General features: G+C 66.7%; 25 protein-coding genes. 14 read left to right on the forward strand and 11 right to left on the reverse strand.

What is annotated here, in order from left to right:
- Positions 1-13: 13 nt before the first annotated feature.
- Positions 14-457, forward strand: a complete 444-nt coding sequence (locus tag BLT60_RS11070) for an Rrf2 family transcriptional regulator (RefSeq protein ID WP_090876508.1) — start codon at positions 14-16, stop codon at positions 455-457.
- A 45-nt stretch (positions 458-502) separates the two neighbouring features.
- On the opposite strand, the gene BLT60_RS11075 is transcribed toward BLT60_RS11070, so the two are convergent.
- Positions 503-1,501, reverse strand: a complete 999-nt coding sequence (locus BLT60_RS11075) for an FG-GAP repeat domain-containing protein (RefSeq protein ID WP_090876509.1) — start codon at positions 1,499-1,501, stop codon at positions 503-505.
- A 133-nt stretch (positions 1,502-1,634) separates the two neighbouring features.
- Between BLT60_RS11075 and BLT60_RS11080 the strand changes: the two genes are divergently transcribed.
- From BLT60_RS11080 to BLT60_RS11105, 6 genes are all read left to right on the forward strand, one after another.
- Complete coding sequence (locus tag BLT60_RS11080) at positions 1,635-2,405, forward strand: GntR family transcriptional regulator (RefSeq protein WP_090876510.1); 771 nt, start codon at positions 1,635-1,637, stop codon at positions 2,403-2,405.
- A gap of 282 nt (positions 2,406-2,687) precedes the next feature.
- Positions 2,688-3,758, forward strand: coding sequence for a substrate-binding domain-containing protein (locus BLT60_RS11085; protein ID WP_244521223.1), 1,071 nt, complete (start codon positions 2,688-2,690; stop codon positions 3,756-3,758).
- 74 nt (positions 3,759-3,832) lie between these two features.
- Positions 3,833-5,338, forward strand: coding sequence for a sugar ABC transporter ATP-binding protein (locus BLT60_RS11090; protein ID WP_090876511.1), 1,506 nt, complete (start codon positions 3,833-3,835; stop codon positions 5,336-5,338).
- Positions 5,338-6,333, forward strand: a complete 996-nt coding sequence (locus BLT60_RS11095; RefSeq protein ID WP_090876512.1) for an ABC transporter permease — start codon at positions 5,338-5,340, stop codon at positions 6,331-6,333. The genes BLT60_RS11090 and BLT60_RS11095 overlap by 1 nt, the downstream gene beginning before the upstream one ends.
- Entirely contained in the window at positions 6,330-7,337 is a 1,008-nt protein-coding gene (locus tag BLT60_RS11100; RefSeq protein WP_090876513.1) for an ABC transporter permease, read from the forward strand. Before BLT60_RS11095 ends, BLT60_RS11100 begins: the two co-directional genes overlap by 4 nt.
- Positions 7,334-8,218, forward strand: coding sequence for an SMP-30/gluconolactonase/LRE family protein (locus tag BLT60_RS11105; protein WP_090876514.1), 885 nt, complete (start codon positions 7,334-7,336; stop codon positions 8,216-8,218). Before BLT60_RS11100 ends, BLT60_RS11105 begins: the two co-directional genes overlap by 4 nt.
- Positions 8,219-8,222: 4 nt before the next feature.
- Here the strand turns inward: BLT60_RS11105 and BLT60_RS11110 are convergent, their stop codons facing one another.
- The 5 genes from BLT60_RS11110 to BLT60_RS11130 form a co-directional block, all read right to left on the reverse strand.
- The gene (locus BLT60_RS11110; RefSeq protein ID WP_090876515.1) at positions 8,223-8,939 is read right to left on the reverse strand and encodes an amino acid ABC transporter permease; all 717 of its coding nucleotides are present in this window, start codon (positions 8,937-8,939) and stop codon (positions 8,223-8,225) included.
- A 4-nt stretch (positions 8,940-8,943) separates the two neighbouring features.
- Entirely contained in the window at positions 8,944-9,609 is a 666-nt protein-coding gene (locus BLT60_RS11115; RefSeq protein ID WP_090876516.1) for an amino acid ABC transporter permease, read from the reverse strand.
- Between the two features lie 75 nt (positions 9,610-9,684).
- A complete protein-coding gene (locus tag BLT60_RS11120; RefSeq protein ID WP_090876517.1) occupies positions 9,685-10,497 on the reverse strand; it encodes a transporter substrate-binding domain-containing protein in 813 nt (270 codons plus the stop codon).
- Between the two features lie 219 nt (positions 10,498-10,716).
- Complete coding sequence (locus tag BLT60_RS11125) at positions 10,717-11,892, reverse strand: mandelate racemase/muconate lactonizing enzyme family protein (RefSeq protein ID WP_090876518.1); 1,176 nt, start codon at positions 11,890-11,892, stop codon at positions 10,717-10,719.
- A gap of 41 nt (positions 11,893-11,933) precedes the next feature.
- A complete protein-coding gene (locus BLT60_RS11130; protein ID WP_090876519.1) occupies positions 11,934-12,950 on the reverse strand; it encodes a C-terminal binding protein in 1,017 nt (338 codons plus the stop codon).
- A 131-nt stretch (positions 12,951-13,081) separates the two neighbouring features.
- Here BLT60_RS11130 and BLT60_RS11135 point away from each other — a divergent pair, with 131 nt between their 5' ends.
- The 7 genes from BLT60_RS11135 (at position 13,082) to BLT60_RS11165 (ending at position 20,755) form a co-directional block, all read left to right on the forward strand.
- Positions 13,082-13,735, forward strand: coding sequence for a GntR family transcriptional regulator (locus BLT60_RS11135; protein WP_175478387.1), 654 nt, complete (start codon positions 13,082-13,084; stop codon positions 13,733-13,735).
- Positions 13,736-13,865: 130 nt separating this feature from the next.
- The gene (locus BLT60_RS11140; RefSeq protein WP_139167803.1) at positions 13,866-15,197 is read left to right on the forward strand and encodes an ABC transporter substrate-binding protein; all 1,332 of its coding nucleotides are present in this window, start codon (positions 13,866-13,868) and stop codon (positions 15,195-15,197) included.
- Between the two features lie 103 nt (positions 15,198-15,300).
- Positions 15,301-16,215, forward strand: coding sequence for a carbohydrate ABC transporter permease (locus tag BLT60_RS11145; protein WP_175478388.1), 915 nt, complete (start codon positions 15,301-15,303; stop codon positions 16,213-16,215).
- Complete coding sequence (locus BLT60_RS11150) at positions 16,212-17,093, forward strand: carbohydrate ABC transporter permease (RefSeq protein ID WP_090876522.1); 882 nt, start codon at positions 16,212-16,214, stop codon at positions 17,091-17,093. Before BLT60_RS11145 ends, BLT60_RS11150 begins: the two co-directional genes overlap by 4 nt.
- Before the next feature lie 477 nt (positions 17,094-17,570).
- A complete protein-coding gene (locus BLT60_RS11155; RefSeq protein ID WP_090876523.1) occupies positions 17,571-18,842 on the forward strand; it encodes a mandelate racemase/muconate lactonizing enzyme family protein in 1,272 nt (423 codons plus the stop codon).
- Between the two features lie 2 nt (positions 18,843-18,844).
- Positions 18,845-19,933: an NAD(P)-dependent oxidoreductase gene (locus BLT60_RS11160; RefSeq protein WP_090876524.1), complete on the forward strand. Its 1,089-nt coding sequence runs from the start codon at positions 18,845-18,847 to the stop codon at positions 19,931-19,933.
- Between the two features lie 3 nt (positions 19,934-19,936).
- Entirely contained in the window at positions 19,937-20,755 is an 819-nt protein-coding gene (locus tag BLT60_RS11165; protein ID WP_090876525.1) for an HpcH/HpaI aldolase family protein, read from the forward strand.
- 24 nt (positions 20,756-20,779) lie between these two features.
- Here the strand turns inward: BLT60_RS11165 and BLT60_RS11170 are convergent, their stop codons facing one another.
- The 5 genes from BLT60_RS11170 to BLT60_RS11190 are packed head-to-tail and all read right to left on the reverse strand — an operon-like array spanning position 20,780 to position 26,512.
- Positions 20,780-21,556: an SDR family NAD(P)-dependent oxidoreductase gene (locus BLT60_RS11170; RefSeq protein ID WP_090876526.1), complete on the reverse strand. Its 777-nt coding sequence runs from the start codon at positions 21,554-21,556 to the stop codon at positions 20,780-20,782.
- 30 nt (positions 21,557-21,586) lie between these two features.
- Positions 21,587-22,216 (reverse strand): SDR family NAD(P)-dependent oxidoreductase, encoded by a 630-nt coding sequence (locus tag BLT60_RS11175; protein WP_090876527.1) that lies wholly within the window; start codon positions 22,214-22,216, stop codon positions 21,587-21,589.
- Positions 22,213-23,331: an Ldh family oxidoreductase gene (locus BLT60_RS11180; RefSeq protein WP_090876528.1), complete on the reverse strand. Its 1,119-nt coding sequence runs from the start codon at positions 23,329-23,331 to the stop codon at positions 22,213-22,215. Before BLT60_RS11180 ends, BLT60_RS11175 begins: the two co-directional genes overlap by 4 nt.
- 31 nt (positions 23,332-23,362) lie before the next feature.
- Positions 23,363-24,046: an E3 binding domain-containing protein gene (locus BLT60_RS11185; RefSeq protein ID WP_090876529.1), complete on the reverse strand. Its 684-nt coding sequence runs from the start codon at positions 24,044-24,046 to the stop codon at positions 23,363-23,365.
- Positions 24,047-24,082: 36 nt separating this feature from the next.
- Positions 24,083-26,512 carry a thiamine pyrophosphate-dependent enzyme gene (locus BLT60_RS11190; protein ID WP_090876530.1) on the reverse strand — a complete coding sequence of 810 codons (2,430 nt, stop codon included), beginning with the start codon at positions 26,510-26,512 and terminating at the stop codon, positions 24,083-24,085.
- Positions 26,513-26,544: the final 32 nt, after the last annotated feature.

The following is a 26,544-nucleotide window of genomic DNA, read 5'->3' on the forward strand; positions in this document are numbered from 1 at the left end:
GAGGGAGACTCCCGTGCGGCTGACCATCTACACCGACTACGCGCTGCGCCTCCTGATGTATCTCGCGGTCAACGACGACGGGGAGAAGGGCCTGGCGACGATCGGCGACGTCGCGGCCAGCTACGGGATCTCGCGGAACCACCTGATGAAGGTCGCCTATCAGCTCGGTGCCGCCGGCTATATCGAGACGGTGCGCGGACGCGGCGGCGGCCTGCGGCTGGCCATGGCGGCAAGCGAGATACGGCTCGGCGACGTTGTTCGCGAGACGGAGCCGGACATGGCCCTGGTGCCCTGTTTCAACCCCGTCGACGCGCCCTGCGCGATCCGCTCCTGCTGTGTCCTGCGGAAGGCGCTGCAGAATGCCGGGGATGCCTTTCTTGCCGCGCTCGACGGCTACTCGCTCGGCGACCTCGCCAGACCGAGGACCCCGTTGCGCAAGCTCCTTGCGATCGCCTGAGCGCAGGTGACGTCTGGGCGCGTTGCTCGCGTTTTCCGAGCAGGATCAGTCCGCGGTCTGGCGCACCAGCACCAGTCGGCCGTCCTCGAGGCCCATGACGAAGACCGGGCCATCATCGTCGAGAACGCCGATGTCGGTAACGATCGCGCCATCCAGCGGCACATCCACGATGACCCGGAGGCTGCCGCCGGCTGCCGTCACGATCTTCAGTGAGCGCCTGTCCTCGCCGGGCAGAACGAGATCGTGGATGCGGTCGGAATTCACTGTCGTACTCGCGGACAGGCTCGCTTCGCGCGAGCCGAAGACGTGGTTGGAGAAGCCCTTCAGCGGCCGGCCAACGGGACGGAGCTGTCGCCTGTCGAAGGACAGCAACTCGAGCACGCCGCCGATATGAGGCGTCTTGACGAGGGCGATGTCTGGCCGGCCGTTGCCGGAATAGTCGGCGATCCCGGCGATGCTCAGCCAACGGTTGGGCCGTCCGATGGGCGCGGTCGCGGCGGACTCGTACAACGTGCCGGCGGCAAGCCGATAGACCACGATCTGCGCGCCAGCCCTGACCGACGAACGGATCACCAGCACGTCGTTCTGGCCATCGCCGTCGAAGTCCGCGATCCGTGGCGCGAGGTCCTCGAACACGCTGTCCGCGGGTAACCGCAAGGTCGTGTTGCGCCCTTGCACGTCCTCGACGACCAGCGCCCCGGCATTTTCCGGCCGGCCGAAGACGCCGTGCGGATAGCGGTCGGTCGGTTCGGCGTACCAGGCGCGGCGTGCCCCACCGCCATCGTCGGCGGTTGCCACGGTCCAGCCCGGCAGGCCATCGGGGGCCGGCTCTGGCTCGAAGGGTTCGCCCGCGTTCGCGCAGACGCCCGCATCGCAGACCACCAGACGCTGCCATTCGCCGTTTCGCACAAAGACCTCGTCGCCGTCCTGGCGGAGTTCGACGACTGGCCCGACCAGGTCGACCACTTGCTCGACCCACGCGGCACCGGCGGCGGCGGGCAGGAGCATGATGGCGAGCGAAAGGGAGAGGACTGGCGTCAACATTTGATTCTCAGGGTGTGGGGCTCCGATCCCAGTCAATGACTGGCTGGAGCCGCGAGGTTCTTGTTCAGACGATTATACTAGCATAGTAAGCCGGTATCCGCCGTCACCGCGACCGGGCAAGCAATCCTGATCGATGAGCAAGAGAACCGTCAGCCTCGAAAGTCTGCCCGCGCGCCAGTTGTCGCGCTCCAACGGGCCGCTTTATCGGCAACTCGGCGAAATACTGAGGGCGCCGATCGCCGACGGCAAGTTCCCCGTCGGCGCCAGCCTGCCGAAGGAAGCCGAGATTGCGGAGTGGTTCGGGATCAGCCTGATCACAGTGCGCCAGGCATTGCGCGAACTCGCTGCCGAGGGATTGATCCGCAAGCGCTCCGCCAAGCCGGCTGTTGTCGCCGCGCAGGCGCCGCCGATGCGCCATGCCTGGAATCTCAGGAGCTTCGGCGACATCGCCGCGGCGACCGAGAATGCCGAACTGGTCATCAGGAGCTACCGGCGGGAGAAGTCGCCGGAGGCGGCCGAGATTTTCGGCCTGGCGGCCAGTGAGCGCTGCTACTGCCTCCGCGCGGTGCTGATCGCCCGCGGTCGCGCCGACACCCAGGTGACCACCTACTTCCCGCCCGAGATCGGCATGCGCCTGACCAAGGGCAATTTCGACGACGTCCTGATCTTCCGTTCGGTGCAGAAGCACCTGGGCCTGCGACTGGCGGCCGCCGCCATCACGGTCAAGGCCGAAGTCGCCGATGCCGATCTTGCCGCCGATCTCGATTGTTCCGAGGGGGAAGCCGTGTTGACGGTCGAGATGCTCTATCGCTCGGTCGACCAGCAGCCGATCGAGTTCACGATCGCGCGGCATCGCGCCGACGTTTACACGCTGACCTACGACGCTCCCAACGACATCCCCTGATCGTCGCGGTTGCCGGCCCGGCCGACATGTCTTTCCGGATGAAACGCCGAAGGGAGGAATCGGCCAGCCAGATTGGCGTGGACGATCTCCAAAAATTATAATAGCATTATACCATCGTTACGAAGCCCGGGGAGAGGAACCCGGGTTGGACAGCCGGTATCGACGCGGGCTCCTGCCGGAGCAAGGGCGCGATCGGCAGGTCCAGGGGAGGGCGCCGAACAAATCGACGGCGTCGAGGAAACCAGAAACAGGCCGGAGTGCCTGCAACAGGGAGGAAAGCTGGTGAAACGATACGTTGGGTTGCTCGCGTCGGCGGTCTGCGCGACCGCGATGCTGGCCGGAAGCCTCGGCTCGCAGGCCGTGGCGGAAGACAAGAAATACACGATCTATCTCTCCAACAACTTTATCGGCAACGACTGGCGCCAGCAGATGGAGCGCGTCGCCGAGGTGTCGGTGAACAAGGGGCCGCTGGCCGGACGCGTCGATCTGAAGATCGAGAATGTCGAGAACACCGTCCAGGCCCAGATCAACTCGCTCAACAACATCATCCGCGCCAAGCCCGATGCGATCGTCATCGACGCCGGTTCGGCCGAGGCGCTGAATCCGACCATCAAGAAGGCCTGTGACGCCGGCATTATCGTCATCAGCTTCGACCAGGTGGTCACCGAGCCTTGCGCCTATGCGCTGGAGTCCGACTGGACACGGATCCCGGCGGTGCTGGCCGAATGGATGGCGGCCCAGTTGGGCGGCAAGGGCAAGGTCTTCGTCGACCGCGGCCTCGCCGGCGCGCCGATCTCGGGCCAGCTCGAGAACGGCTATCTCGAGGTGCTGAAGAAGTATCCGGACATCGAGGTGATCGGCAATTACAACGGCGAATACGCACTCGGTCCGGAACAGGCCGGCGTCGCCAGCCTGCTCGCCGCGCATCCCGAGGTCGACGGCATCCTGACCCAGGGCTACGGCAGCGGCGCGATCAAGGCGCTCCAGGACGCCGGACGCCCGATCGTTCCGGTGACCGCCTTCTCCTACAATGTCGCAGCGGTAACCTGCGCCGAGACGGAGAATGCGGCCTGCATCCTCGGCTCCAACCCGGCCTTCCTGTCCTCCGAGGCGATCCGCATGGCGGTCGAGATGCTCGACGGCAAGCCCAAGCCGGCCGATCGCCACATTCTCGTCGAAGGCGATTTCCTCGCCACAGACGGCGGCATGTGGAAGTCGGAATTGTATCCGGATGCGACTATCCAGAAGATCGAGATTGGCGAGAATGCCTGGCCGGATCGTCCCCCGGGACTGACCCTGCCGATTTCGCCGGACTGGGTCGAGATCACGGCGGCCGAAGCCGCGGGCTCGTAAGCCTTCCTCCCTGCGGCGTCCCTGCGGCCGTCTCGGCCAAGGGGGCGCCGTTTTTTCATCGGGCGGATTTGAAAATGGAAATGATCCAGGCTTCGGCGGTGTCGAAACACTTCGGCGGCATCGCGGCCCTGTCACGGGCCGAGTTCCATGCCGACGCCGGCGAAGTCCATGCGCTGATCGGCGAGAACGGCGCCGGCAAGAGCACCTTCATCCAGATTCTCGCTGGCGCGCTTCAGCCCGACCAGGGGCAGATCCTGCTGCGCGGCCAGCCGTTCAATGCCGCCGATCCAAGCGCTGCCCAACGCGCCGGCATCTCGGCCGTCTTCCAGGAACTGTCGCTGATCCCCGACCTGACGGTCGAGCAGAATGTCTGGTTTCGCCGCGAACCGCTTACGCCCATTGGTCGGGTCAATGGCCGCAAGATGCGCGCAGATACGCTGGCGCTGTTCGAGCGCTACGACATCCCCGTTTCCCGCCCCGATGTCGAGGTGCGGCGCCTGTCGCTGGCCGAGCGCCAGGTGGTGGAGATCGCCAAGGCACTGGCCCGCGATCCGGCGGTCCTCATCCTCGATGAGGCGACCTCGGCGCTGGCGCCGCGCGAGACGGAATGGCTGCTCGGGCTCGCCCGCAAGCTGGCCGACGACGGCAAGCTCGTCATCTACATTTCCCACCGCCTTGCAGAGGTCCGCCATCTGGCAAAGCGGATCACCGTCTTCCGCAACGGCATGACCGTGGCGGCGCATGACACCGCAGCCGTGAGCGACAACGAGATCATCGCCGACATGCTCGGCCGCCGCCTCGACCGGCTCTATCCCGAACGGAAACCGACGGCGACCGATCGGATCGCTCTGCGGATCAGGGACCTCTCCGTCGACCATCGCCTGCAGGGCGTCGATCTCGACCTCAAGGAAGGCGAGGTGCTGGGCGTCGGCGGCCTCCAGGGCCATGGACAGCGCCAGCTCTTCCAGGCGCTGTTCGGCGTCGGCAAGTCGAAGGGTCTGGTCGAACTCTGGGGCAAGCCGATGCATGCGCGTTCGCCGCGACAGGCGCTCACCGGCCGCGACGGGCTGGCGCTGGTTCCCGAGGATCGCCGGGGGCAGGGGCTCCTGCTGTCGAAAACAGTCCGCGAGAACCTGACCCTTTCCGTGATCCCGCGTTTCTCGAATCTCGGCCTGATCGACCGGCGTCGCGAGCGGGCGCTGGTCGACGAGATGGTCGGCGTCCTCCAGATCAAGGCCGGCACGCCGGAGCAACTTGCTGGCACCCTGTCGGGCGGCAACCAGCAGAAGGTGATCTTCGGCAAGATGCTGCTGACCGAGGCGCGGGTCCTGCTGCTCTTCGATCCCACCCGCGGCGTCGATGTCGGCACCAAGGGCGAGATCTTCCAGTTGATGCGCGACCTTGCCGCCAAGGGCTATGCCATCCTCTTCTATTCGAGCGATCTTCCCGAACTCGTTCATGTCGCCGACCGGGTCGCGGTGATGCGCAACGGGCGTATTGCAGGCATTCTCGAGGGTGAAGCAATCTCCGAGGAAAACATACTCAAGACCGCGATGGTCGAAGGCGCTGGATTGCACTGATGACCGACCAAACGCTTCCGCCCGCCACCCGGAAACCCGCCGAATGGCGCGCGACGCTGGTTGACCGCGGGCCGTTTCTCGTCGCCTGCGTCATGCTGGTCGTGCTGGTCGCCGTCTACGGGTCGCTGCGCGAGGGGGTTTTCACCCTCGAGGAACTGAACATCGATACCGCCGCTGCCATGACGCTGTTGCTCGCCGCGACCGGCCAGACCATCGTCCTCTTACGCGGCGGCATCGACCTGTCGATCGGCGGCATGATCTCCTTCGGCACGGTGATCGCCGCGACCCAGTTCGGCGACAGCTGGGTGACGGCCACGGCCTGGGGCTTCGGCATCCTGCTCATCGGCTTCGCGGTCGGCGCGATCAACGGCCTGCTTATCTCGATCCTGCGTCTCCAGCCCTTCCTGGTAACGCTGGCCACCTGGTCGATCCTCTCCGGCGCGTCGCTGCTGATCCTGCCGACCGATGGCGGCCGGTTGCCGGGCGGCTGGATGACCTTCGGCAACGGCAGCTTCCTCGGCCTCTCGACCTCGGTCTGGATCCTGATTGTCCTGTTTGTCTTCTGGGTCTGGTTCCGCAAGACCCGGCTTGGCATCGCCATTCGCGCCACCGGCTCGAACGAGAAATCCGCCTTCCTGTCGGGCGTCTCGCTGACCCGCATCAACGTCATCACCTACGGCTTGTCCGGCGTTTTCGCCGCCATTGCCGCGCTCTACCTGACGACTCAGACCGGCACCGGCTCGCCGACCATCGGCAAGGACTACATCCTGCCGTCGGTCGCCGCCGCGGTGATCGGCGGCATCAGCCTGTTTGGCGGTCGCGGCGACCTGTCGGGGACGATCATCGGCGCCTTCATCCTGACGATCATCGGCAACCTTGTCTTCGTCCTGTCGGTGTCGAGCTACTGGCAGCCGATCGTTTCCGGCATCATCCTGCTGATCGCGGTCCTGGCCAGTTCGCTTGCCGAGCGCTCCGCCCGCAGGAGCCTGGCATGAGCATGCTCACCCGCCACCGCGCGATCTTCCTCGCCTATCTCGGAATGATCGTGCTTTTGCTGCTGACCAGCTTCTTCTCGCCCGGCTTTCTCTCCGGGTCGCACTTGCGCTCGATGTCGGTGCTTGCCGCGTTCATCGGCATCGTCGCGCTCGGCCAGACCTTCGTCATCATCGGCGCCGGCATCGACCTGTCGATTCCCTGGGTGCTGAACTGCGCCGCCATCCTGATGTCGCTGATCGCCGGGGGAGAGAACGGCCCCCTTATCTGGGCGATCCCGCTGGTTCTGGTCGCCGGCATGGCGGTCGGCGCGATCAACGGCATCGGCGTCGCCTTCTTCGGCGTTCCGCCGATCATCATGACGCTGGCGGTCAACGTCATCCTGCAGGGGAGTATCCTCGTCTATACGGGCGGAGCGCCGCCGACCACTGCGCCGGCCTTCATCCAGTATCTCGCCGTCGGACGGATCGGCTTCTTTCCCGTCGTCGTGATCATCTGGGCGGTGCTTGCGATCGCCGCCTCGATCCTCCTGTCGAAGACCGCTTTCGGCCGTCAGCTCTACGCGGTTGGCGCCAACGCCACCGTCGCCGAATTCTCCGGCGTCCCGATCATGCGGACCACCATTGCCACCTACATGATCTCGGGCTTCACGGCGGCGCTCGCCGGGATGCTGCTTACCGGCTACACCGGCCAGGCCTATCTCGGCATGGGCGACTCCTATCTCTTCACCTCGATCGCCGCGGTGGCGATCGGCGGGGCCTCGATCCTCGGCGGCAGCGGCCATTACATCGGCACGATCGCGGGCGCCTTCGTTCTCACCATTCTGACCGGCCTCCTGCCGGCGCTGAATCTCTCCAACGGTGCGCTGTTGATCGTCTATGGCGCCGTCATCCTCGTTACGGTCTCGCTGGCCAGCGATGCGCTGTCGGAGGTCGCTCAGGCGATCCGCTCGGCGCTCGGGCGGCGCGACCCATCGCCTGAGCCCAGGGAGGCCGATACCCCATGACCGCGATCACCTGCGTCGTCGACTCGAAGAGCCTGCTCGGCGAGAGCACCTACTGGGATGTGAAGCACCAGGTCCTGTGGTGGATCGACATCTACGGGCCGACGATCCATCGCTTCGATCCGAGGAAAGGACGGGACGAGAGCTGGCAGGCGCCGGAATATCTCGGCTGCCTCGCCGTCAGGGAGAAGGGCGGCCTGATCGTCTCGATGGCCAGCGGCTTCTATTTCTTCGATCACAAGACCGGGGCGTTTGACGCAATCGGCGACCCGGAGGCGGACATCCCCGACACCCGCTTCAACGATGGCAAGACCGACCGCCAGGGCCGCTTCTGGTCCGGCTCGATGTTCGAGGCCGAGGGCAAGCCGGCGGAGAAGATCGGCTCGCTCTATCGCATGGACGCCGACCTTGGCATTCATCGCGTCCTCGAGGGGATCGGCTGCTCCAATGGCCTGGCCTGGAGTCCGGACGGTCGCGTCCTGTATTTCACCGACAGCCACACGCCGTTCGTCTGGGCCTACGACTTCGATCCGGCCAGCGGCGGGGTTTCGAACAAGCGCCTCTATCTCGACCTGTCGTCGGAAGGATTCATCGTCGATGGCGCGACGGTCGACAGCGCCGGCAACTACTGGCTGACGGTGCCCTTCAAGGGCAAGGTTCTTGCCCACGACCCCTCAGGGCGGCGGATCGCGACCGTCGATCTGCCCTTCGACCTGCCGACCTGTTGCGAGTTCGGTGGGCCCGATCTCGATATCCTCTACGTGACCTCGGCCACCTTGCGCCGGGAGGAGGCGGCCCTTCGCGGCCAGACCAAGCCGGGCGGCCTGTTCGCCATCACGGGACTTGGCGCCACTGGCCTGCCGCTGGTGCCCTTCGCCGGCTGAGCCGTCAGTCGGGCCCCGCGACGGCGGCGGCCGGCGAGGCCGCGGCGCCTTTGCCGAGCGGCCCGCCACGCACTTTCTGCACGAGCAACCGGCGTTCGAGGGAGGCGCCGAGCAGCGACAGCGGCCAGCACAGGGCGAAATAGATCAGCGCCACCGTGCCGAAGACCAGCGCCGGCTCGAACGTCACCGTGTTGATGACCGTCGCCGTGCGCGCCAGTTCGGTCAGGCCGATCAGCGAAGCTACGGACGTGCCCTTGACGATCTGGACCGTGAAGCCGACCGTTGGCGGCAGCATCAGCCGGAACGCCTGCGGCAGGATGATGAGGCGCAGCGTCGGCACGAAGCGAAAGCCGAGCGCCCGCGAAATCTCCCATTGTCCACGCGGGATCGACTCGATCGAACCGTAGAAAATCTCGCCGAAGAAGGCCGCGGAGTTGACGATGAAGGTAATCGCCGCCGCCGTCCACGGATCCGGGCTGAGGCCGATGAAGGCGGTGCCGTAGAAGACCATGAACAACTGGATCAGCAGCGGCGTGCCCTGGAAAAACTGGATATAGGCCATCGCAGCGCGGCGCAGGACTGCATAGGGGCTGACCCGCATGCCGGCAATCACCAGGCCGAGCAGGCCGCCGCCGACGAAGGCGATAACCGCCAGCAGGATCGTCCAGCGGGTTGCCAGCAGCAGGAAATAGACCTCGTTGAAGGTGAAATCGCGGAGCATTCGGTCACACCTTCCAGCGGAAAAGCAGCCGCCCGCCGAGGCGGAACAGCATGATGAAGGCCTGGACGACGACGAAATACATGACCGCGACGACGATATAGATCTCGAAGTTGCGGAAGGTCTGCATGACAAGGTTGTTGGCGATGGCCGTCAGCTCTTCGGCGGCGATCGCGGAGACGATGCTCGATCCGAGGAGCTGCAGAATGAACTGGCCGCCGAGCGCCGGATAAACCGCGCGGATCGCCGGCACGATGACGATGTGGCGAATGATCTGCCTTCCGGAGAGGCCGAGCGCCTTGCCCGCCTCGATCTGGCCGGCGGGGATCGATTCGATCCCGGCGCGAACAATCTCGGTCGCGTAGGCGCCAAGGTGGATCGACAGCGCGACGATGGCCGCCGTGTCGCTGGACAGCCTCAGCCCGATGAAGGGCAGGGTAAAGAAGATGAAATAGAGTTGGATGAGCAGCGGCGTGTTGCGGATCAGCTCGACATAGGCGCTGGCGAGCGCCGCGACTGGACGCGGCCCGAACGACTTCGCCACCGCCCCGAGGATGCCGATCGCCAGGCCGAAGACCATCGACACCAGCGACAGTTCAAGGGTGCGCGACAGGCCCCACAGAAGAAGCGGCCAGCGGTCCAGGATCGGACCGAAATGAAAGACGTAGTCCATCCGCCGGCGTCACTCCCCCTCGCGCGGTCGAAACCGGGTCCGGGCTATCGGCCCGGACCCGCAGCGTCGATACGATCAGAAGACCGGCAGTTCGGGAAGCGGCGCGCCCCGGTGTTCGATCGACAGTTCGTTCAGCGTGCCGTCATTCTTGAGCGAATAGACGAGGGTGTTCAGCCACTGCAGCAGCTCCGGGCTGTCCTTGCGGACGCCGATGCCGAAGAAGAAGCTCTTGAGAATGTACTTCAGTTCGAAATCCTCTCCGTCAACGCTCTTCTGCAGGTACATGTCGCCGTAGTCGCCGCCGCCCATGGCGTCGATCTGGCCGGACAGCATCGCCTGCGAGATCGAGGCATAGTCGTCGAAGCGCAGGATCTCGATGCCGGGGAATTTCTCGGCCTGCTTGGTCAGCAGCCCGTCCTCGCCGGTGCCGCGGGTGACGCCGACCTTGAGGCCGACCAGGTCTTCCGGGCCCGCGATGTCGAGGCTCTTGGGCGCCAGCACCACCGACGACTGGCCGGCATAGGGGATCGAGAAGGCGACCTGGAGGGCGCGCTCCGGCGTGATCGAGAAGATCGAGATCACCATGTCGACGCGATTGGTCAGCAGCGACGGAATCCGGCCGGGCGAAGTGACGGTGACGAATTCGACCGGCACGCCGAGTGCTTCGCCGACCAGCTTGGCGACGTCGATGTCGAAGCCCGACGGCTCCATGCTGGTGTCGACCATGCCGTAAGGCGCGGTCGTCGTGTCGATGGCGATGATCACCTTGCCGCGGCTGATGATCTCGTCGGTCGTCACTGCCTGCGCCGGCGCGAGGCCGAGCGAGACCATGACGAAGAGGCCGGCGAGGAGTCCCGCAAGCAGTCGTCCTGGGCTGAGTCTGTTCATGTGCATCCTCCCTTGGGTGTGTTTGACGCGTGTTGTTTTCGCGCTTGCGGGCATCGCGTCATGCGCCGCGGCGATCGTTCACCTTCGGTTGGCCGCCTCCCTGCGGGCCATGCGAATATGAATTTATGCTATTATAATAATTTGACATAGGCTATCGGCTTCTGCATCTGGGGCCTGGGCAACTCGCGGTCGTTCGATCATCTCCGGCGATCCAGCCGGTTAGGCCGGAGCCTCGCCGCGTCCGGTGCCCAGCCGCTTCTCCCATCCTTCCTCGAAAATGTTCAGGTAGGACTTGGGGTCGTAGGGATGCGCGCGCGCCACCTCGACATCGAGGTCGATACCGAGGCCCGGCGCGTCGGGAAGCGACAGGTGGCCGTTCGTCGGATCGATGGTCGGATGCCAGGAGACGAGATCGCGCGTCCAGGGTTCGTTGAAGGCGTCGAAATGCTCCTGGATCAGGAAGTTTGGCACGCAGGCGGCGAGTTGCAGGCAGGCCGCGGTCGCTACCGGCCCGCCGCTCTGGTGGGGGGCGATGTAGCTGCCATGGGCAAGCGCGATATCGGCGACCGCAAGTGTGTTGGTTATCCCCCCGAGCGACATCGGTTCCGGCTGGAAGATGTTGACGCCGCCGCCGGCCGCCAGCGTGAAGAACTGGCCGACGGTGTCGTACATTTCCCCGGTCGCAACGGGGATAGGGCTGGCATTGCCCACCGGGTGGACGGTCTCCTGGCGATCGCGGGTCGTGGGTTCCTCCCACCAGTAGAGATCGAGCGGCGCCAGCCGCCTGGCGGCGCGGATCGCCTCGATTTCGGTGAAGCGGGCATGGACGTCGATCAGGATGCGGGTATCGGCGGGCAATTCGCGGCGCAGCGTCCCGAGAATGTCCTCGGCGAGCGCCAGTTCCGGTTCGCTGATGAAGCCCTGGGCGGTGCCGAAAGGATCCACCTTGAAGGCTTTAAAGCCTTTGGAAATAACGCCTTTCGCCGCCGCCAGGAAAGCCTCCGGCGTGCGCTCGGTGCGGTACCAGCCGTTAGCATAGCCGAGGACGGTTTCGCGCATCCGGCCGCCGAGAAGCTGGTGGATGGGGGCGCCGAGCGACTTGCCGAGGATGTCCCAGCAGGCGACCTCGATCGCGGCGATGGCAGTCCGGTGGATATGCCCGCCATCGAGCGACACGCTGTCCAGCATCCGCTTGGCGAGAGCCCGCACCTGCCGCGGATCCTGGCCGATGACGAGGTGTTCGAGCTCGCGGATGCCGGCTTCCGTGGTGTGGATAAAGCCGTTCAGCGTGCCCTCGCCGATGCCGTGGAAACCGCTATCGGTGTGGACCTTGACGAACAGCCAGTTCTTCCAGCCGGCGCCGACGGCGAAGGTTTCGATCTCGGTGATACGCATCGGACACCCCTGAAGCGTGGTCGTGGACGGCGATGGGACGGCTACGGACGGGCCTTGAGATACTGCTGGTTGACGCAGTTCATCAGTGTCCCGTCCCGGAGGTAGGAAACGATGACCTCGATGGCTTTTCGCTGCATGTCCTCCAGCGCCGACGGGCTGTAGAAGGCAGCGTGAGGGGTGAGGATCAGCCGACGACGGACCCAGCGATCGCCGGCCAGCCAGGCGGCGATCAGTGGGTGCGCCATGTCGGCCGGTTCCTGCGGCAACACGTCGAGGCCGGCGCCGGCGATGCGGCGTTCGCGCAGGGCGCTGGCCAGCGCGTCGAGATCGACGATCGGCCCGCGCGCGGTGTTGATGACGATCAGCTCCGGCTTGGCATGGGCAAGCGTCTTCTCGCCGATCAGGCCGCGGGTCTCCTCGGTGAGGGGGGTATGGACGCTGAGGATATCCGCCCGCGCCATGAACTCCTCGAGAGAACGCACCCGCTCGTAGCCGACGGCGAGCTCGGCGCCGTTCGACAGATAGGGGTCGTGGAAGATGACCTTCATGTCGAAGGCGGCGGCGCGGCGGGCGGTGGCGAGGCCGATGCGGCCGAGACCGAGCACGGCGAAGGTGGCGCCGCGCAGGCGCCGGACGAGAGGCGCTGTCTTGTAGGTCCAGCCGGGGATGAGATTGTTGCGCAGCGCCTCGTCATAGGCGCCGGTACCGCGGGTGAGGGCCAGCGTCAGGGCGAGGGTATGGTCGGCGACCTCGGTGGTGCCATAGTCCGGGACGTTGCAGACCGGCACGCCGCGCGCGCCCCAGCCCTCGAGGTCGAGATTGTCGTAGCCGACGCCCTCCCGGACGACGATGCGGCAGCGCTCGAAGCCGTCGGGTTCGACGCCGATCGGCAAGGACGCCGCGCAGTTGATGACGGCATCCGCCAGCCGGCATGATTCGGCAACCGGTGGCGCGACCGCTTCCGCACCCGCGCGATGGATGTCGAAGGTCACATCCGGCCCGAAGGCTTGGTATAGCGGGCTGTCAGGCGCGTAGGTGTTGACCTTCAGGATACGCATAGTCTCTCCCTTGGAGTACGGTCCTCGCCGATGAAAGACTTGGCGAAGGCTTTTGTAAATTGTAAACAGGCTTCATGATGGAAGACAACAGTATCGATCAACCCGTGCAGCCCCGGCGTCGTCGCGTCCTCATGGACGATGTCGTCGATGCAATCCGCGAGGCGATCCTTTCGGGCAAGCTCGCCGCCGGCACGCGGCTGATCGAGGACGACCTTGCCCAGATGCTCGACGTCAGCCGCGGCCCGATCCGCCAGGCCCTGTTCAAGCTTCAGCAGGAAGGCCTTGTCGTCCACGAAACCCATCGCGGCGCCACCGTGGCGACCACCTCGCCGGACGACGTCGCCGAGATCTACAGCCTGCGCACCGCGCTGGAAAGGCTGGCGATCGAGCAGGCCTGCAAGAAGGCGACGGCTTCGGACCTTGCGCCGCTGGAAGCAATTCTCCTGCTTTTTCAATCCACTCCGCGCGAGAACATCACCCGGAAGAAGGTCGCTGAATTCGATATCGATTTCCATGATGCGCTGTTTCGGGCGGCCCATCACCGGCGCCTCTACCGCGCCTGGGAAGGGTTGCGTTCGCAGGTCATGGTCTTTCTGCTGTTGCGCGACGCGCTGCCCGACGACTACCTCGACAGCTGGCATCGCGACCATGCCAACCTCGTCGCGACCGTGCGCGCCGGCGATGTCGCCGCCGCGACCGCGGCGATCGAGGAGCACATCGGCGGCGCCCATGCACGCCTTCTGGTGATGCTCGCGAAGGATAGCGGCCACTCCACCACTGACTAGAACCGTCGCGGCTTGACAGGGTCGGCACCGCTCTCTACCGTTAAATTGTAAACAATAAACAGTTGCCGATGCAACCCATGTCATCGCGCCAGTCGGCGAAGACACCGGGAACCGTTGAGGGAGGAATATCGTGACCACCAAGCCGCGTTCGTGCAGTGCCTCGCCTGCCAATTCCATCTCACTGATGAAGCCGACCCGCCGGCAGTTGCTTGCCGGAGCGACCGCGATCGGCGGGGGCGTGCTTGCCTCGACCCTGACCGGCGGCCGAAGCTTCGCCGCCGGCCGCAAGACGCTGAAGGTGATGAGCTGGGAACAGTTCCAGCCGGGCGAAAAGGACGGCTGGAACGCCGTCTTCGACAAGTTCAACCAGTCCCAGTCGGAATACGAAGTGGAATGGACCGGCTGGCCGGCCGGGCAGTACATCTCCAACGTGGTGATTCAGGCGCAGGCAGGCGGTATCGACGCCGACGTGCTGATGGCGATGCCCGACCTTGCCGCTCAGGTGATCCGCAAGTTCAAGCTGGCCGAGCCGCTGGATCCGATCGTCTCCGACCTCGGCATCACGCCGAGCGGCGGCCACGACTTCCTCCGCGAGGACGGCAAGCTCTATGGGCTGTCGGCGATCGACGTGAATTTCGCGCTTGTCTACAACAAGGCGCTGTTCGCCGAAGCCGGTGTCGAGCCGGCCACCGACCAGGACGGCTGGGTCGACACCACCGCCAAGCTCACCAACCGCCCCGACCAGTTCGGCATCGCTCTGACCAACAACATCTCGGACGGCGGCGAGTGGTGGTTCCAGCTCCAGAATTTCTGCCTGCCCTATGACGGCAAATGGGCGGAGGGCAAGACGCCGCTCGCCAATTCGCCGGAGACGGTCAAGGGCCTGGAATTGTGGAAGCGGCTCTACGAGGCCGGCGTGCCGCAGGGCACCGCCCAGAGCGCGATCATGAAGCTGACCGCCGACGGCCGGGTCGCCCAGGCGTTTGGCGTCAACCCGACGGTGGTGGTGCTGCGCGCCACCAATCCGGAAATCTACCCGGACCTCCTGTCGGCGCCGCCGCCGTGGCCGAGTAAGCGTTCGCTCGATCGCATCCATCCGCTGATGGCGCTGAAGTCGAGCAAGCATGTCGATGGCGCGATGGAGTTCATCAAGTTCACCATGCAGCCGGACATCATGGCCGCGCTGATGGAGAAGAACCTCTACGTCATCCCGCCCTACGACCTCGCGGCCAAATCGGAGAGCTTCAAGAACTTCCTCGCCGACAAGCCTTGGGTCAGCGGCTTCCAGGAAGCCAAGCAGGTTTCGCCGATCGATGTGATGGGCGACTTCGCCTATGTCGACGATCAGTTCGGTCGCATCGTCATGCAGAACTTCCAGCGCGCCATGCAGCCGGGCGGCTCGGTCAAGGACGCGATGGACGCGGCCCAGAAGCAGCTTGAGGCGCTGTCCGCCAAGCTCTAGGCGGACGGACAAGAACCAAAGGGCTCGCGCCGATCTTCGGCGCGGGCCGATTGGTAGCCCGGGCAAGACCGCAGCCGCGGGGCCGGGCGATCGGGGAGGGGTAATGAGTTCTGCCGCGACGGTGGCGAGCGCCGCAGGCCCCGGACGCCGATTCCGGTGGAACGCTTCCGGGAGCAGCGCCTATTGGCTGATCCTGCCGCTCCTCGCGCTCGAGGCGGTCTTCCTCGTCTACGCCATCGTCACCGGGATGGCGGCCAGCGTCGAGGGACCGGCCGGCGGTTTCGATCTTTCGAATTTCAGCCAGATGCTGGTCGACCCGGATTTCTGGCGGATCATGGGCCGGACGCTTGTTTTTACGGTCCTGGTCGACATCATCATTCTCGTCGCCGGCCTCGGCGTCGCGCTGCTGATGAACTGGCAGTTCCGGGGGAGGGCGGCGGTGCGCGGCCTGCTGACGATTCCCTGGGCTATCCCGGAAGTGCCGGTGGCGATCACCTTCATCTTCATGATCGACCCGACCTTCGGCGTCTTCAATCTCCTCGCCCGGATGCTGCCTGGCGTCACCCAGAATCCGCAATGGACGCTGAACCCGACACTGGCGATGGCGATCGTCATCATCGTCACGGTCTGGAAGGGCTTTCCCTTCTACTCGCTGGTGCTGCTCTCCGCGCTGCAGGCGGTGCCGGAAGAACTCTATGAGGCGGCGAAGCTGGATGGCGCCAGTGCGGGCCGGCAGTTCCTCCATGTCACGCTGCCTGGCATCCGGCCGAGCATCGCGCTGCTCGCGGTCCTCGCCTTCATCTATTCGATGCAGCAATTCACGCTGATCTGGCTGATCACCGGCGGCGGGCCGGTCGACGCGACGATGACGCTGGCGCCGGCGATCTACATGCAGGCTTTCCGCTTCTATAATTTCAACTATGCAAGCGCGATGGCGGTGGTCGGCCTGATCTTCGCGGCGATGGCGACGGTGGCCTTCATCGCCGTCCAGCGCCGCCTGACGAGCGAAACGCCATGAGCGCGACCCTGCTTCCCGAGCAGCGGGCATCGGCGCGGTCGGCCGCCGACCGGGCGGCGGCGCTCGGCGCCGTCCTGCGCGCAGCGCTGATCCTGATCGTCTGTTTCGTCGTGCTCTTCCCGGTCTACTGGATGGTGCTGAACGCGATCCAGCCGGGCGAATTCTCGTTGACCTGGCCACCGGCGCTGATCCCCCGCGGCCTCGAATGGTCGAATTTCGCGCGCCTCTTCGAGGACAAGCCGATCGTCGAGTGGCTGCTGATGTCGACCTATGTCGCGGCGATCGTCGTCGTCGTCACGCTGATCGTCGTGGTGCCGGCCGCCTATGCGCTGTCGCGGCTGCGCTGGCGCGGCCGCAACCTGCTCGGCCTCTTCCTGCTGTTCACCCAGATCATGCCCGGCGCGATGATCGTCGCGCCGGAACTGACGCTGTTCCGCGCCTTCGGCTGGACCGACAACCTGACCATGCTGGCGCTGCTGCACGCCGCTTTCGTCGTTCCGCTCTGCACCTGGATCCTCAAGGCGTCCTTCGATGCGGTGCCCGGCGAGATCGTCGAGGCGGCGCTGGTCGATGGCTGCAATCACTGGCAGACGCTGTTCAGCGTCGTCCTGCCGCTGACCCGGCCGGGGCTGGTCGCGGTCAGCGTCGTCGCCTTCTTCTTCTCCTGGAACGAGTACCTTTTTTCCTCGGCGCTGATCACCCGGAGCGGCCTCTATACCGGCTCGCTCGGCCTTGCGACGCTGATCACCCAGCTCGATACGCCGCTGTTCGTGCTGATGGCGGCCGGTGTTACCTTCTCGGTCCTGCCGATCCTCTTCTATCTCGCCATCCAGCGGCACATCCTGCGCGGACTGACCGCCGGGGCGGTCAAGGGCTAGGCTCAAGTTGGGAAACACATGAGCAAGGACAGCGACACCGCGATCCTTTCCCGGTTCGGCAGGGAAATCGGATATGGGCTCATTCCCCTCTCCCCTTGTGGGAGAGGGCTTTCGGCCTTTGCGTCGCAGGGCGCGAAGCGGCCGAGACGCTTAGGCCGGAAGGGTGAGGGGTACCCCGTCGGGCGATTGCCGCGGCGTTCACGAAGCCGGCTGCACCGGCAAGCCCGCAATCCTGAGACCTCGCGGGTGCAGCCCGCTACGATGAGGAGAGAGCGAGACGCCCGGCGGGGTACCCCTCACCCCCGTTTCGCTAAGCTCGCTCGTCGCTCGCCAAGAGAAACGGCCCTCTCCCACAAGGGGCGAGGGGGCGCCGTCTCCATCTGCGCCATCCCTCGCGAGAATCGGGAGGCATTGCGAGCGCCTTGTTCGACTGCATACGAAGCGTGATTTCCGATTCCCCGTACCAAGGAACCGTCCATGAAGATCAACAAGGTCGAGACCATCTGGTTCGAGGCGTTGCCGCAGAAGGAGTGGGCGAAACAGAACGCCTCCGCGCGGCAGGCGTTGCCCAACAACCTGTGGGTCCGCATCCACACCGATACCGGCCTCTCCGGCCTCGGCGAGACCTATTACCTGCCGCGCGCCGTCGCCGCGATCGTCCATGACGTCTTCGCACCGCTGCTGGTCGGCCGCGACCCGCGCGACATCGAGAATCACTGGAGCAACATGTTCGCGCTGGTGAACTTCTGCGGCGCGATGGGGGCGGAGATGCGGGCGATCTCGGCGGTCGATGTCGCGCTCTGGGACCTGCTCGGCCAGATCGCCGGACTGCCGATCCACACGATGCTCGGCGGCCGCAGCCGCGACCGGATTCCGATCTACAACACCTGCGTCGGCTATGGGAAATACCCCGATCTCGACGCCTGGCTGAACGGCCGCGCCGCCGAACTCGCCGCCGACCTGCTCGACAGCGGCATCACGGCGATGAAGATCTGGCCTTTCGACCAGTTCGGGCCGACGCTGGCCGGGCCGGGGAGGGAACGCGAACAGGTGATGGTCTGGGGGGCGGTGACGGCGGCCGGCACGCTCGGCCACCACATCTCCAACGACGACCTCAAGCGCGGCGTCGCAATCGTCGAGGATATCCGCAAGGCGGTCGGCGACAGGATGGCGATCGCCATCGAGGGCCATGCCCGCTGGGACCTGCCCTCGGCGACGCGGATCGCGCGGGCGCTGGAGCCGTATGACATCCTGTGGCTCGAGGAGATCATGCCGCCGGACAATGTCGACGCCTATGTGCGGCTGAAGGCCGACACGTCGATCCCGATCTGCCAGAGCGAGCGGGTCTTCACCCGCTTCGGCTTCCGGCCGTGGATCGAGAAGAACGCCGCCGACATCATCATGCCCGACCTGTCCTGGGGTGGCGGGCTGACCGAGGGCCGCAAGATCGCGGCGATGGCCGACACCGCCTACCTGCCGCTGACCTGCCACGACACCATCGGTCCGGTGGCGCTGTGGGCGGCGACCCACCTGATGCTGCACGCGCCGAATGCGCTGATCATGGAAACCGTGCGCGGCTATATCGACGGCTGGTACGACGACGTCGTCACCGACCGCATCCCGGTCGCCGGCGGCCACCTGACGCTTCCCGATCGGCCGGGGCTCGGCACGCGGCTCCGCGACGGCTTCACCGAGCGGCCCAATGCCCGGGTCGAGATCACCACCGAAGACAACCTGAAGGCCTGGTAGCCATGCGCCCGTTCAAGATCGGTTACACCGGAGACTATCTCGACGAGACCGGCGCCATCGGCGTCGGCGATATCGCCCTCGACCTCTACGAGGGGAGCCCGTTCATCAGCTACGATTTCCTGCGCGACCAGAGCCCGACGCCCGGCGATGCAGGCTACTGGGACCGGCTCTACTCGCTGGAGATCGAGCCGCATCACGTCGCCGGGGCCAATGCCATCGTCATCTTCCGGCCGTGGGTCAAGGCCAGCGCCTTCGCCGAGGGCGCCGACGATCTCGTGGTGATCGGCCGGGCCGGCGTCGGTGTCGACAAGATCGACCTCGACGCCTGTACGGCGGCCGACGTGGCGGTGTTCAACGCCCCCGACGCGCTCACCCATTCGACCGCGTCCTCGGCCTTCGTCCTCATCCTCGCGCTCGCCAAGCGCTTGACGGAGCAGGAGAAGCTGGCGCGGACCGGCCGCTGGGACCTGCAACCGGTGACGATGGGCGCTGACCTGCCGGGCAAGACCCTCGGCATCGTCGGCCTAGGCGCCACGGGCCGCGAACTGGCGCGGCTGATGCAGCCCTGGGGGATGCGGATCATCGCCTATTCGCCGCGCGCCGACCCCGCCGCCGCCGAGGCGCTCGGCGTGACGCTGGTGCCGACGCTCGAGGCGGTGTTCGCCGGGTCGGATTTCGTCAGCCTGCACAACCGGCTGGAGCCGGCGACGCGCAACCTGATCGGCGAAAAACATCTGCGGCTGATGAAGCCGGAAGCCTATTTCGTCAATGTCGCGCGCGGCGAGATCGTCGACCAGGTGGCGCTCGCCCGGGCGCTTCGCGAACGCTGGTTCGCCGGCGCCGGGCTCGACGTCTTCGAGCATGAACCGCTGCCGCTCGACGATCCGCTGCTCGAGCTCGACAACGTCATCGTGACGCCGCACTGGCTGCCGGCGACCCGCGACGCCGCGCGGCTGATCACCACGACGGTGTCGAAGGGGATGCTCAGGGCGTCGCGCGGACTGGTTCCCGAAAATGTCGTCAATCCAGCGGTGCTCGACCGGCCGGGCTTCCAGGCCAAGCTGGCCCGCTACCGCGAAAACGAGGCATAGACCATGTTCCGCCCCAACCGCCTGAAGGCCCGGATTCGCGCCGGCGAGCGATCCTTCGGAACGTGGCTGCAAAGCGCGACCCCGACCTTCGCGGAACTTGCCGCGACCGCCGGCTTCGACTTCTTCATCGTCGACCAGGAGCACGGTCCCGGCGATCTCGGCGATGCGATCGACCAGATGCGGGCGGCCTCCGGCGGCGAGGCGACGATGGTGGTCAGGGTGCCGTCGTCGGAGCCGGTCTACCTCAAGCGGCTGGTCGATGCTGGCGTCGAGGGGCTGCTGGTGCCGATGGTCGAGACGGCGGAGGAAGCGCGGGCGATCGTCGCCGCCTGCCGGTTTCCGCCGCGCGGCAGCCGCGGCAACGCCTGGGACATCACCCGCTCGTCGAGCTACGGCTTCCAGGCGGACTATTACGACCGCGCCGACGACAACCTGCTGATCATCGTCCAGATCGAGACCGCCAGGGCGGTGGAGAATGCGCGGGAAATCGCCGGGGTCGACGGCGTCGATGTTGTCTTCATCGGGCCGACCGACCTGTCGGGGAGCATTGGCCTGCCGGGCCAGACCGGAGCGCCGGAAGTCACCGCGCTGATCGAACAGGCAATGAAGGCGGCAGTCGACGCCGGCAAGCCGCTGGCCAGCGTGCCGCGCATCGGGCGGAGCTGGCAGCAGGTCTTCGATGACGGCTTCCTGATGGTCGCGACCGGCAGCGAGATCTACTACTACCGCCAGGCGACAACCGCGCTGATGGGCGAGTGGCGAGCCTATCGCGGCGATCAGGGCCTCTCGGCCGAAGGTCCGAAGGGCTCGTATTCCGGCTGAGCCTTCGCGCCGAAAGGCGATCGGTCAGAGCATGTAGCCGGCGGTCCAGCCGCCGTCGACCATCAAGAGGTGGCCGGTCATGTAGGAATTGTCGGGGGCGGCGAGGAAGAGGATGCCCTCGGCGATCTCCTCGACGGTCGCCGGACGGCCGAGCGGGATATGCTTCATGAAGGCGGCGGTCTGGGCCCGGAACGAGCCATCCTCGCCATAGAAGAGCTGGCGGGTGCCCTCGGTCATCACCGAACCCGGCGCGATCGAGTTGACGATGATGCCCTTTGGCCCGAGTTCGAGCGCCATCGAGCGGGTGAGGTGGATGACGCCGGCCTTGGCGGCGACGAAGGCGCTCTGCAGGCGCATGGCGGTAACGCCGACCACGGAGGCGACGTTGACGATCCGCCCGCCGCCGGCCGCGATCATCGGCTTCGCGGCTGCCTTGCTCATCAGGTAGAGGCCGTCGAGGTCGATGCCGACGATCCGCCGCCATTCCTCCGCCGGAAAGGCGTCGATGTCGACGCGGTCCTTGAAGGTGTTGACGCCGGCATTGTTGATCAGGATGTCGAGGCGGCCGAAGCTCTCGACCGTCTTGGAGACCGCGGCTTCGACCGCGTCGGAGTCGCGAATGTCGACGGTGATCGCGATTGCCTTCGGCAACTGGCCGGCGACCTCGATGGCGCCGTCGCCGTTGATGTCGGCGACGACGATCGCCGCGCCGCAGGCGGCCATGCGCTCGGCGGTGGCGCGGCCGATGCCGCCGGCGGCGCCGGTGACGAAGGCAACGCGGCCGGTGAGGTCAACGTCCATGCGGTGTCTCCGAAGGCAAGGCGTCCATGATCAGAAATCCCGCGCGTAGCCGATCGACCAGCCGCCATCGACGGTCATGACATGGCCGGTGGTGTAGGTGTTCGCCGGATCGGCGAGGAACAGCGCGGCGTTGGCAATCTCGGCGGGGGTGGCGGCGCGCTTGAGCGGCGAATGGGAGACGAGGCGCTCGTCGGCATCGTCGACGGCACCGACGGCCAGCGCGTTGACCACGACATCGGGCGCAAGCTCCATCGCCAGGGCGCGGGTCAGCGATGCAAGCCCGGCCTGCGCGGCCGAGAAGGCGGCGTCACCGCGCAACGGTACGACACCGGCGGCCGAGATGACATGGACGATCCGCGCGACCTGCGGCGCGAAGGCGCGGGCGGCGAATGCGAAACGGTCAAGCTCCGACGGAGCGGAGCCGTCCGGTGCGCGGTCGGTGGAGTTGAGGCCGGCGCTGACATGGATGAGGAGGAAGGGCGAGTCAGCGACGGCGGGCGCCGATCGGGTTGCCGCGGCCTGCGACGAGAGGTCGAGGCCGCCTGCCGTCGCCTCGACGACCGTGGCGCCACTTGCCGTCAGCGCGGCGGCGATCGCCTGGCCGACCTTGCCCTGTCCGTTGACGATCAGCGCCGTCTTGCCCTCAGCCGAGATCTTCATCCGGCGGCAGTCTCCCTGTTGTCGCTGACGTCCGCCGTGTCGGTGACCCGTGGCGGGGCGACGCCGTATTTCTTCGCCGCGACCGCCAGCGCTTTCCACGTCACCCGGTCGATCGGCACACCGCGCTCCCGTCGGCGGATAGCTTCCTCATGCTCGGGATCGCCGGGCGCCATGATGCGCTGTCCCGGATGGGCCGGGGCGTTGCGCAGGTCGTCGAGGAAGGCGGCGATGCGGGCGTCGAAGAGGGACAGCGCCTGGAACGTCGCCGGGTTGAGGACAAGGAAGAAATGGCCGATCGGAATCGGCTTGCTGTAGTCGGGGCCGTTGAACGGAGCGAAAGTGGCGCCGTGGCCCATGCCGGTGAAGGCCGAGCAGAGGATGTCGACCATCGCCGCCAGCCCCGCGCCCTTGTAGCCGAAGGTGCCGCCGCCGAGCGATTTCAGCGCGACGGTGGCGTGGGGGTCGGTGGTGAAGTCGCCCCCCGCGTCGACCGCGATTTCCGGCGGGAGGGCAGTGCCCGTCGCGCGGCGGAGCAGCACGCGATTGAAGGGAATGCTGCTGGTCGCCATGTCGAGGAGCACCGGTTCCCCGTTCGGAGCCGGTACGGCGAAGCTGATCGGGTTGGTGCCGAAGAAGGCCTTGGTACCGCCATGGGGAACGACTGCCGGGTCGGCATGGGTCATGCCGAGCGCGGCGAAGCCGTTGCGGGCCGCCGCCAGGGTATAGACGCCGGTGGCGCCGTGATGGGTCGAGCGCCCGACGGTGACGGCGGCGATGCCGGAGGTGGCGGCCATGGCGCACCCTTCCTCGATCGCCCGGAAGCTGGCGCGATGGCCGAAACCATCGTCGGAATCGACATGGCCGACGGCGGCGGCCTTTTGTGTGAAGGTGAGGTTCGGGCGGGTGTTGACGCGGCCGCCCTCGACCATTTCCAGATACCACGGCACCAGCCGGACGCCGTGGGTATCGACGCCGCGCGATGAGGCATCGACCACGGCGCGCGCCGTCGCCTCGGCGCTTGGCGCATCCGCTCCGGCAGCCGCGATCAGGTCGCGAACGTAGCGTGTGAGGTCCTCGGCGGTGCCGAGCTTGCCCTCGATGTCTTCAATAGCCATTCCAACTCCCCGAAACCCGTTTCGGCATCGATCATGCGATCAGCCGGAGCGGGATCTCCATGGCGGCCTTGAAGGCGAGGAGGAAATCAGCTGCCTCGGAATCGCCGATGCGGCGGGGATCGTAGCTTAAAAGACACTCGGCGCGATCCGAATCCGCACTGGCGGCGATGACCAGCCGCGCGGCCGCGCCTTCGGGCATCGGCATGGCGACCGGACGGATGCCCGCGCGGTCGATCCAGGTCACGACGAGATCGCCGCCATCGGCCACTTCGTCGGCGCTGTCCGATTCCTGCCGCAGCGTCGCGATGGCGCCGAGGGTCAGCCGGTCGAGTCCGGCAAGCCGACGGGAGTCGAGGACGATCACCGTTGCCAGATCCGGCGCTGAGCGCAGAGCAGCGGCGGTCGCCTTCAGGCAGACATCGACCAGTTCGATCGCCGGGACGACGTCATCGAACTGGGGGAGGAGGTCCCGGATCGCGGCGAGCGAGACCGATGCGGCCAGCGCCGCCGGCATCGGGGCGTGGACGGTCGCAGCGGCGGCGGTCGCGACCGCCGGGACGAAGTCGGTGACATCCTTGCCCGTCACCCGTCCGTTCGGACCCGTGCCGGCGAGGGCGGAGAGCGGAATGCCGCGTTCGCGGGCAAGGCGGCGGGCATAGGGGGTGGAGCGGACGCGGGGCCCCGGCTGGTCGGTCGGCGCGCGCTTCGGCGTCACGGCAACAGTCTCCCGATCATTCTTGCGGTTTCCCTATCAACCGGGGCTGACGACGCCGATCCGGCCGCCCATCGGCACGACGGTTCCCGTCTGCTGCTCGATGGTCAGGCGGCCGGCGGCCGGGGCTTCGATCTCGACGACCGACTTGTCGGTCTCGATCTCGGCAACGAGTTCGCCGGGCTCGACGGTATCGCCGTCACCCTTGGCCCAGCGGACGATCTTGCCTTCGCTGATCGTCAGGTCGCCGAAGGGCATGGTGATCGGCTCGCCGGCAACGGACTGCGCCGCGCCATTGCTGGCAGGCGCTTCCGCCGGGGGCGGCGCGGGGGGAGGCGGGGCGGCAGCCTGGACGGCCGGGGCCGGAGCCGCCTGCGCGACGGGAGCCCCGTCGACGGCGGCGTAGCGCCAGTGGCTGGGGACTGGCGCGTTGCCGTCGATCAGGCCGCGCGCGGCGGCAAGGATCTTGTCGGTGTCGACGAGCATGGCCCGCTCGAGCGACGGGGCCAGGGGATGGGACATCGCGTCGGTATGGAGGCGGGCGACCGGCGCGTCGAGGTCGTCATAGGCGATCTCGTTCATCGCCTGGGCAAGCTCGGCGCCGACGCCGCACATCGCCCAGGCTTCGTCGACGACCAGCAGCCGGTGGGTCCGGCCGACGCTGGCGGCGACCGTCGCCACGTCGAGCGGCATGATCGTCCTGAGGTCGATGACTTCCACCTCGATCCCCTGCGCCGCCAGCGTCGTGGCCGCCTGCAGGGCGGGGCCGACAAGCTGGCCGGCGGTGGCGATGGTGAGATCGCGGCCGGGACGGGCGATACGGGCGACGCCGAAGGGGACAAGATGCTCGCCGACCGGCACCTCGCCCTTGGTGGCGAAGAGCGCCTTGGGCTCGAGCATCATCACCGGGTCGCCAGCGCGCAGCGCCGTCTTCATCAGGCCCTTGGCGTCGGCCGGGTTCGACGGCACGCAGACGATGAGGCCGGGGACATGCGCCCACATCGGATAATAGGCGCCGCTGTGATGCGGACCGGCGCTGCGAACCGCGCCCATGCCGACGCGAACCACCATCGGCGCGTTCATCTGGCCGTTGCTCATGTAGCGGAGCTTGGCGCCCTGCAGGACGATCTGGCCGGCGGCCTCGAACATGAAATCGGCGAACATCAGGTCGGCAACGGTGCGCGAGCCGGTGGCCGAAGCGCCGAGCGCCGCCCCGGTGAAGCCCTGCTCGGAGATCGGCGTATCGACCATCCGGGCGGGGCCGAACTCCTGATAGAGATTCTTGGTATGGGCGAAGGTGCCGCCGCGCTCGCCGGTGCCTTCGCCGAAATAGAGGATGTTGGGATCGCGCCGCATTTCCTCGGCAAGGCCGTCGCGGACCGCGTCGAGCCAGCTCTGCTCGACCGTCGCGCCGCCCGACGCGGGACGCAGGGCGTCGGCGGGGTTGAGCGGCTCGGCATAGACATGCTGGCCGACCGTCGCCGGATCGGGATCGGTGGCGTTGCGCGCGAATTCAAGCGCTTCCTGCGCCACCGCCTCGATGCGCGTATCGATCGGATCGAGATCGGTCTCGGCGTCGATGCCGAACTCGTCGACGAGGCGGCGGCGGAAGAGGGTGATCGGGTCGCGCTGCAGCCAGAGGTCGACTTCCGCCTGGGTGCGGTAGGTGCCGACCACCGGGTCGCCCTCGTGATGGCCGACGGTGCGGTAGGTCTTGGCCTCGATCAGCGTCGGCCCGTCGCCGCGACGGGCGCGGGCCACGGCTTCGCGGGTGACGGTCAGGACCTCCAGCACGTCATTGCCGTCGACGGCGATGCCGGGAATGCCGTAGGCGGCGGCCTTGGTGGCGATCTCCGGATTGAGCGTCGCCGACGCGAGCGGCGTCGCGGTGGCGTAGAGGTTGTTCTCGCAGACCAGCACGACGGGCGCCTTCTGGACGCCGGCGAAATTCGTCGCCTCGTGGAAGCCGCCATGGTTGATCGCGCCGTCGCCGAAGAAGGCGACGCCGATGTCGTCGCGGCCTTGCGTGCGGGCGCTGATGCCGGCGCCGACCGCATGGCCGATGCCGGCGGCGACGATGCCGTTGGTGCCGAACAGGCCGACCGAGCGGTCATAGAGATGCATGGTGCCGCCGCGCCCGCCGCAGCAGCCCTCGGCCTTGCCGTAAAGCTCGGCCATCAGGATCTTCGGGTCCATGCCCTTGGCCAGCGCGTGGCCGTGGCCGCGATGGGTCGAGGTGATCCAGTCGCTGTCGCGCAGGTTGGCGCAGACGCCGACCGCGGTCGCTTCCTCGCCGATATAGAGATGGAAGAAGCCGGGGGTCTCGCCCTTGCGGCAGGCACCCTGCGCCAGCGTCTCGAAGCGCCGCAGCAGCACCATTTTCTCATAGAGTGCGAGCAGCTCGTCGCGGTCGAAATCCGCCTTCGGCGCGCGGGACTTGCGGCGACCGGCCCTGGCCTGATCTGGCATGCGTTTCCTCAATGTCCTCGGCGTCCGGGCGA

Origin of the sequence: Bauldia litoralis (genome assembly GCF_900104485.1) — a bacterium.
Lineage (GTDB): Bacteria > Pseudomonadota > Alphaproteobacteria > Rhizobiales > Kaistiaceae > Bauldia > Bauldia litoralis.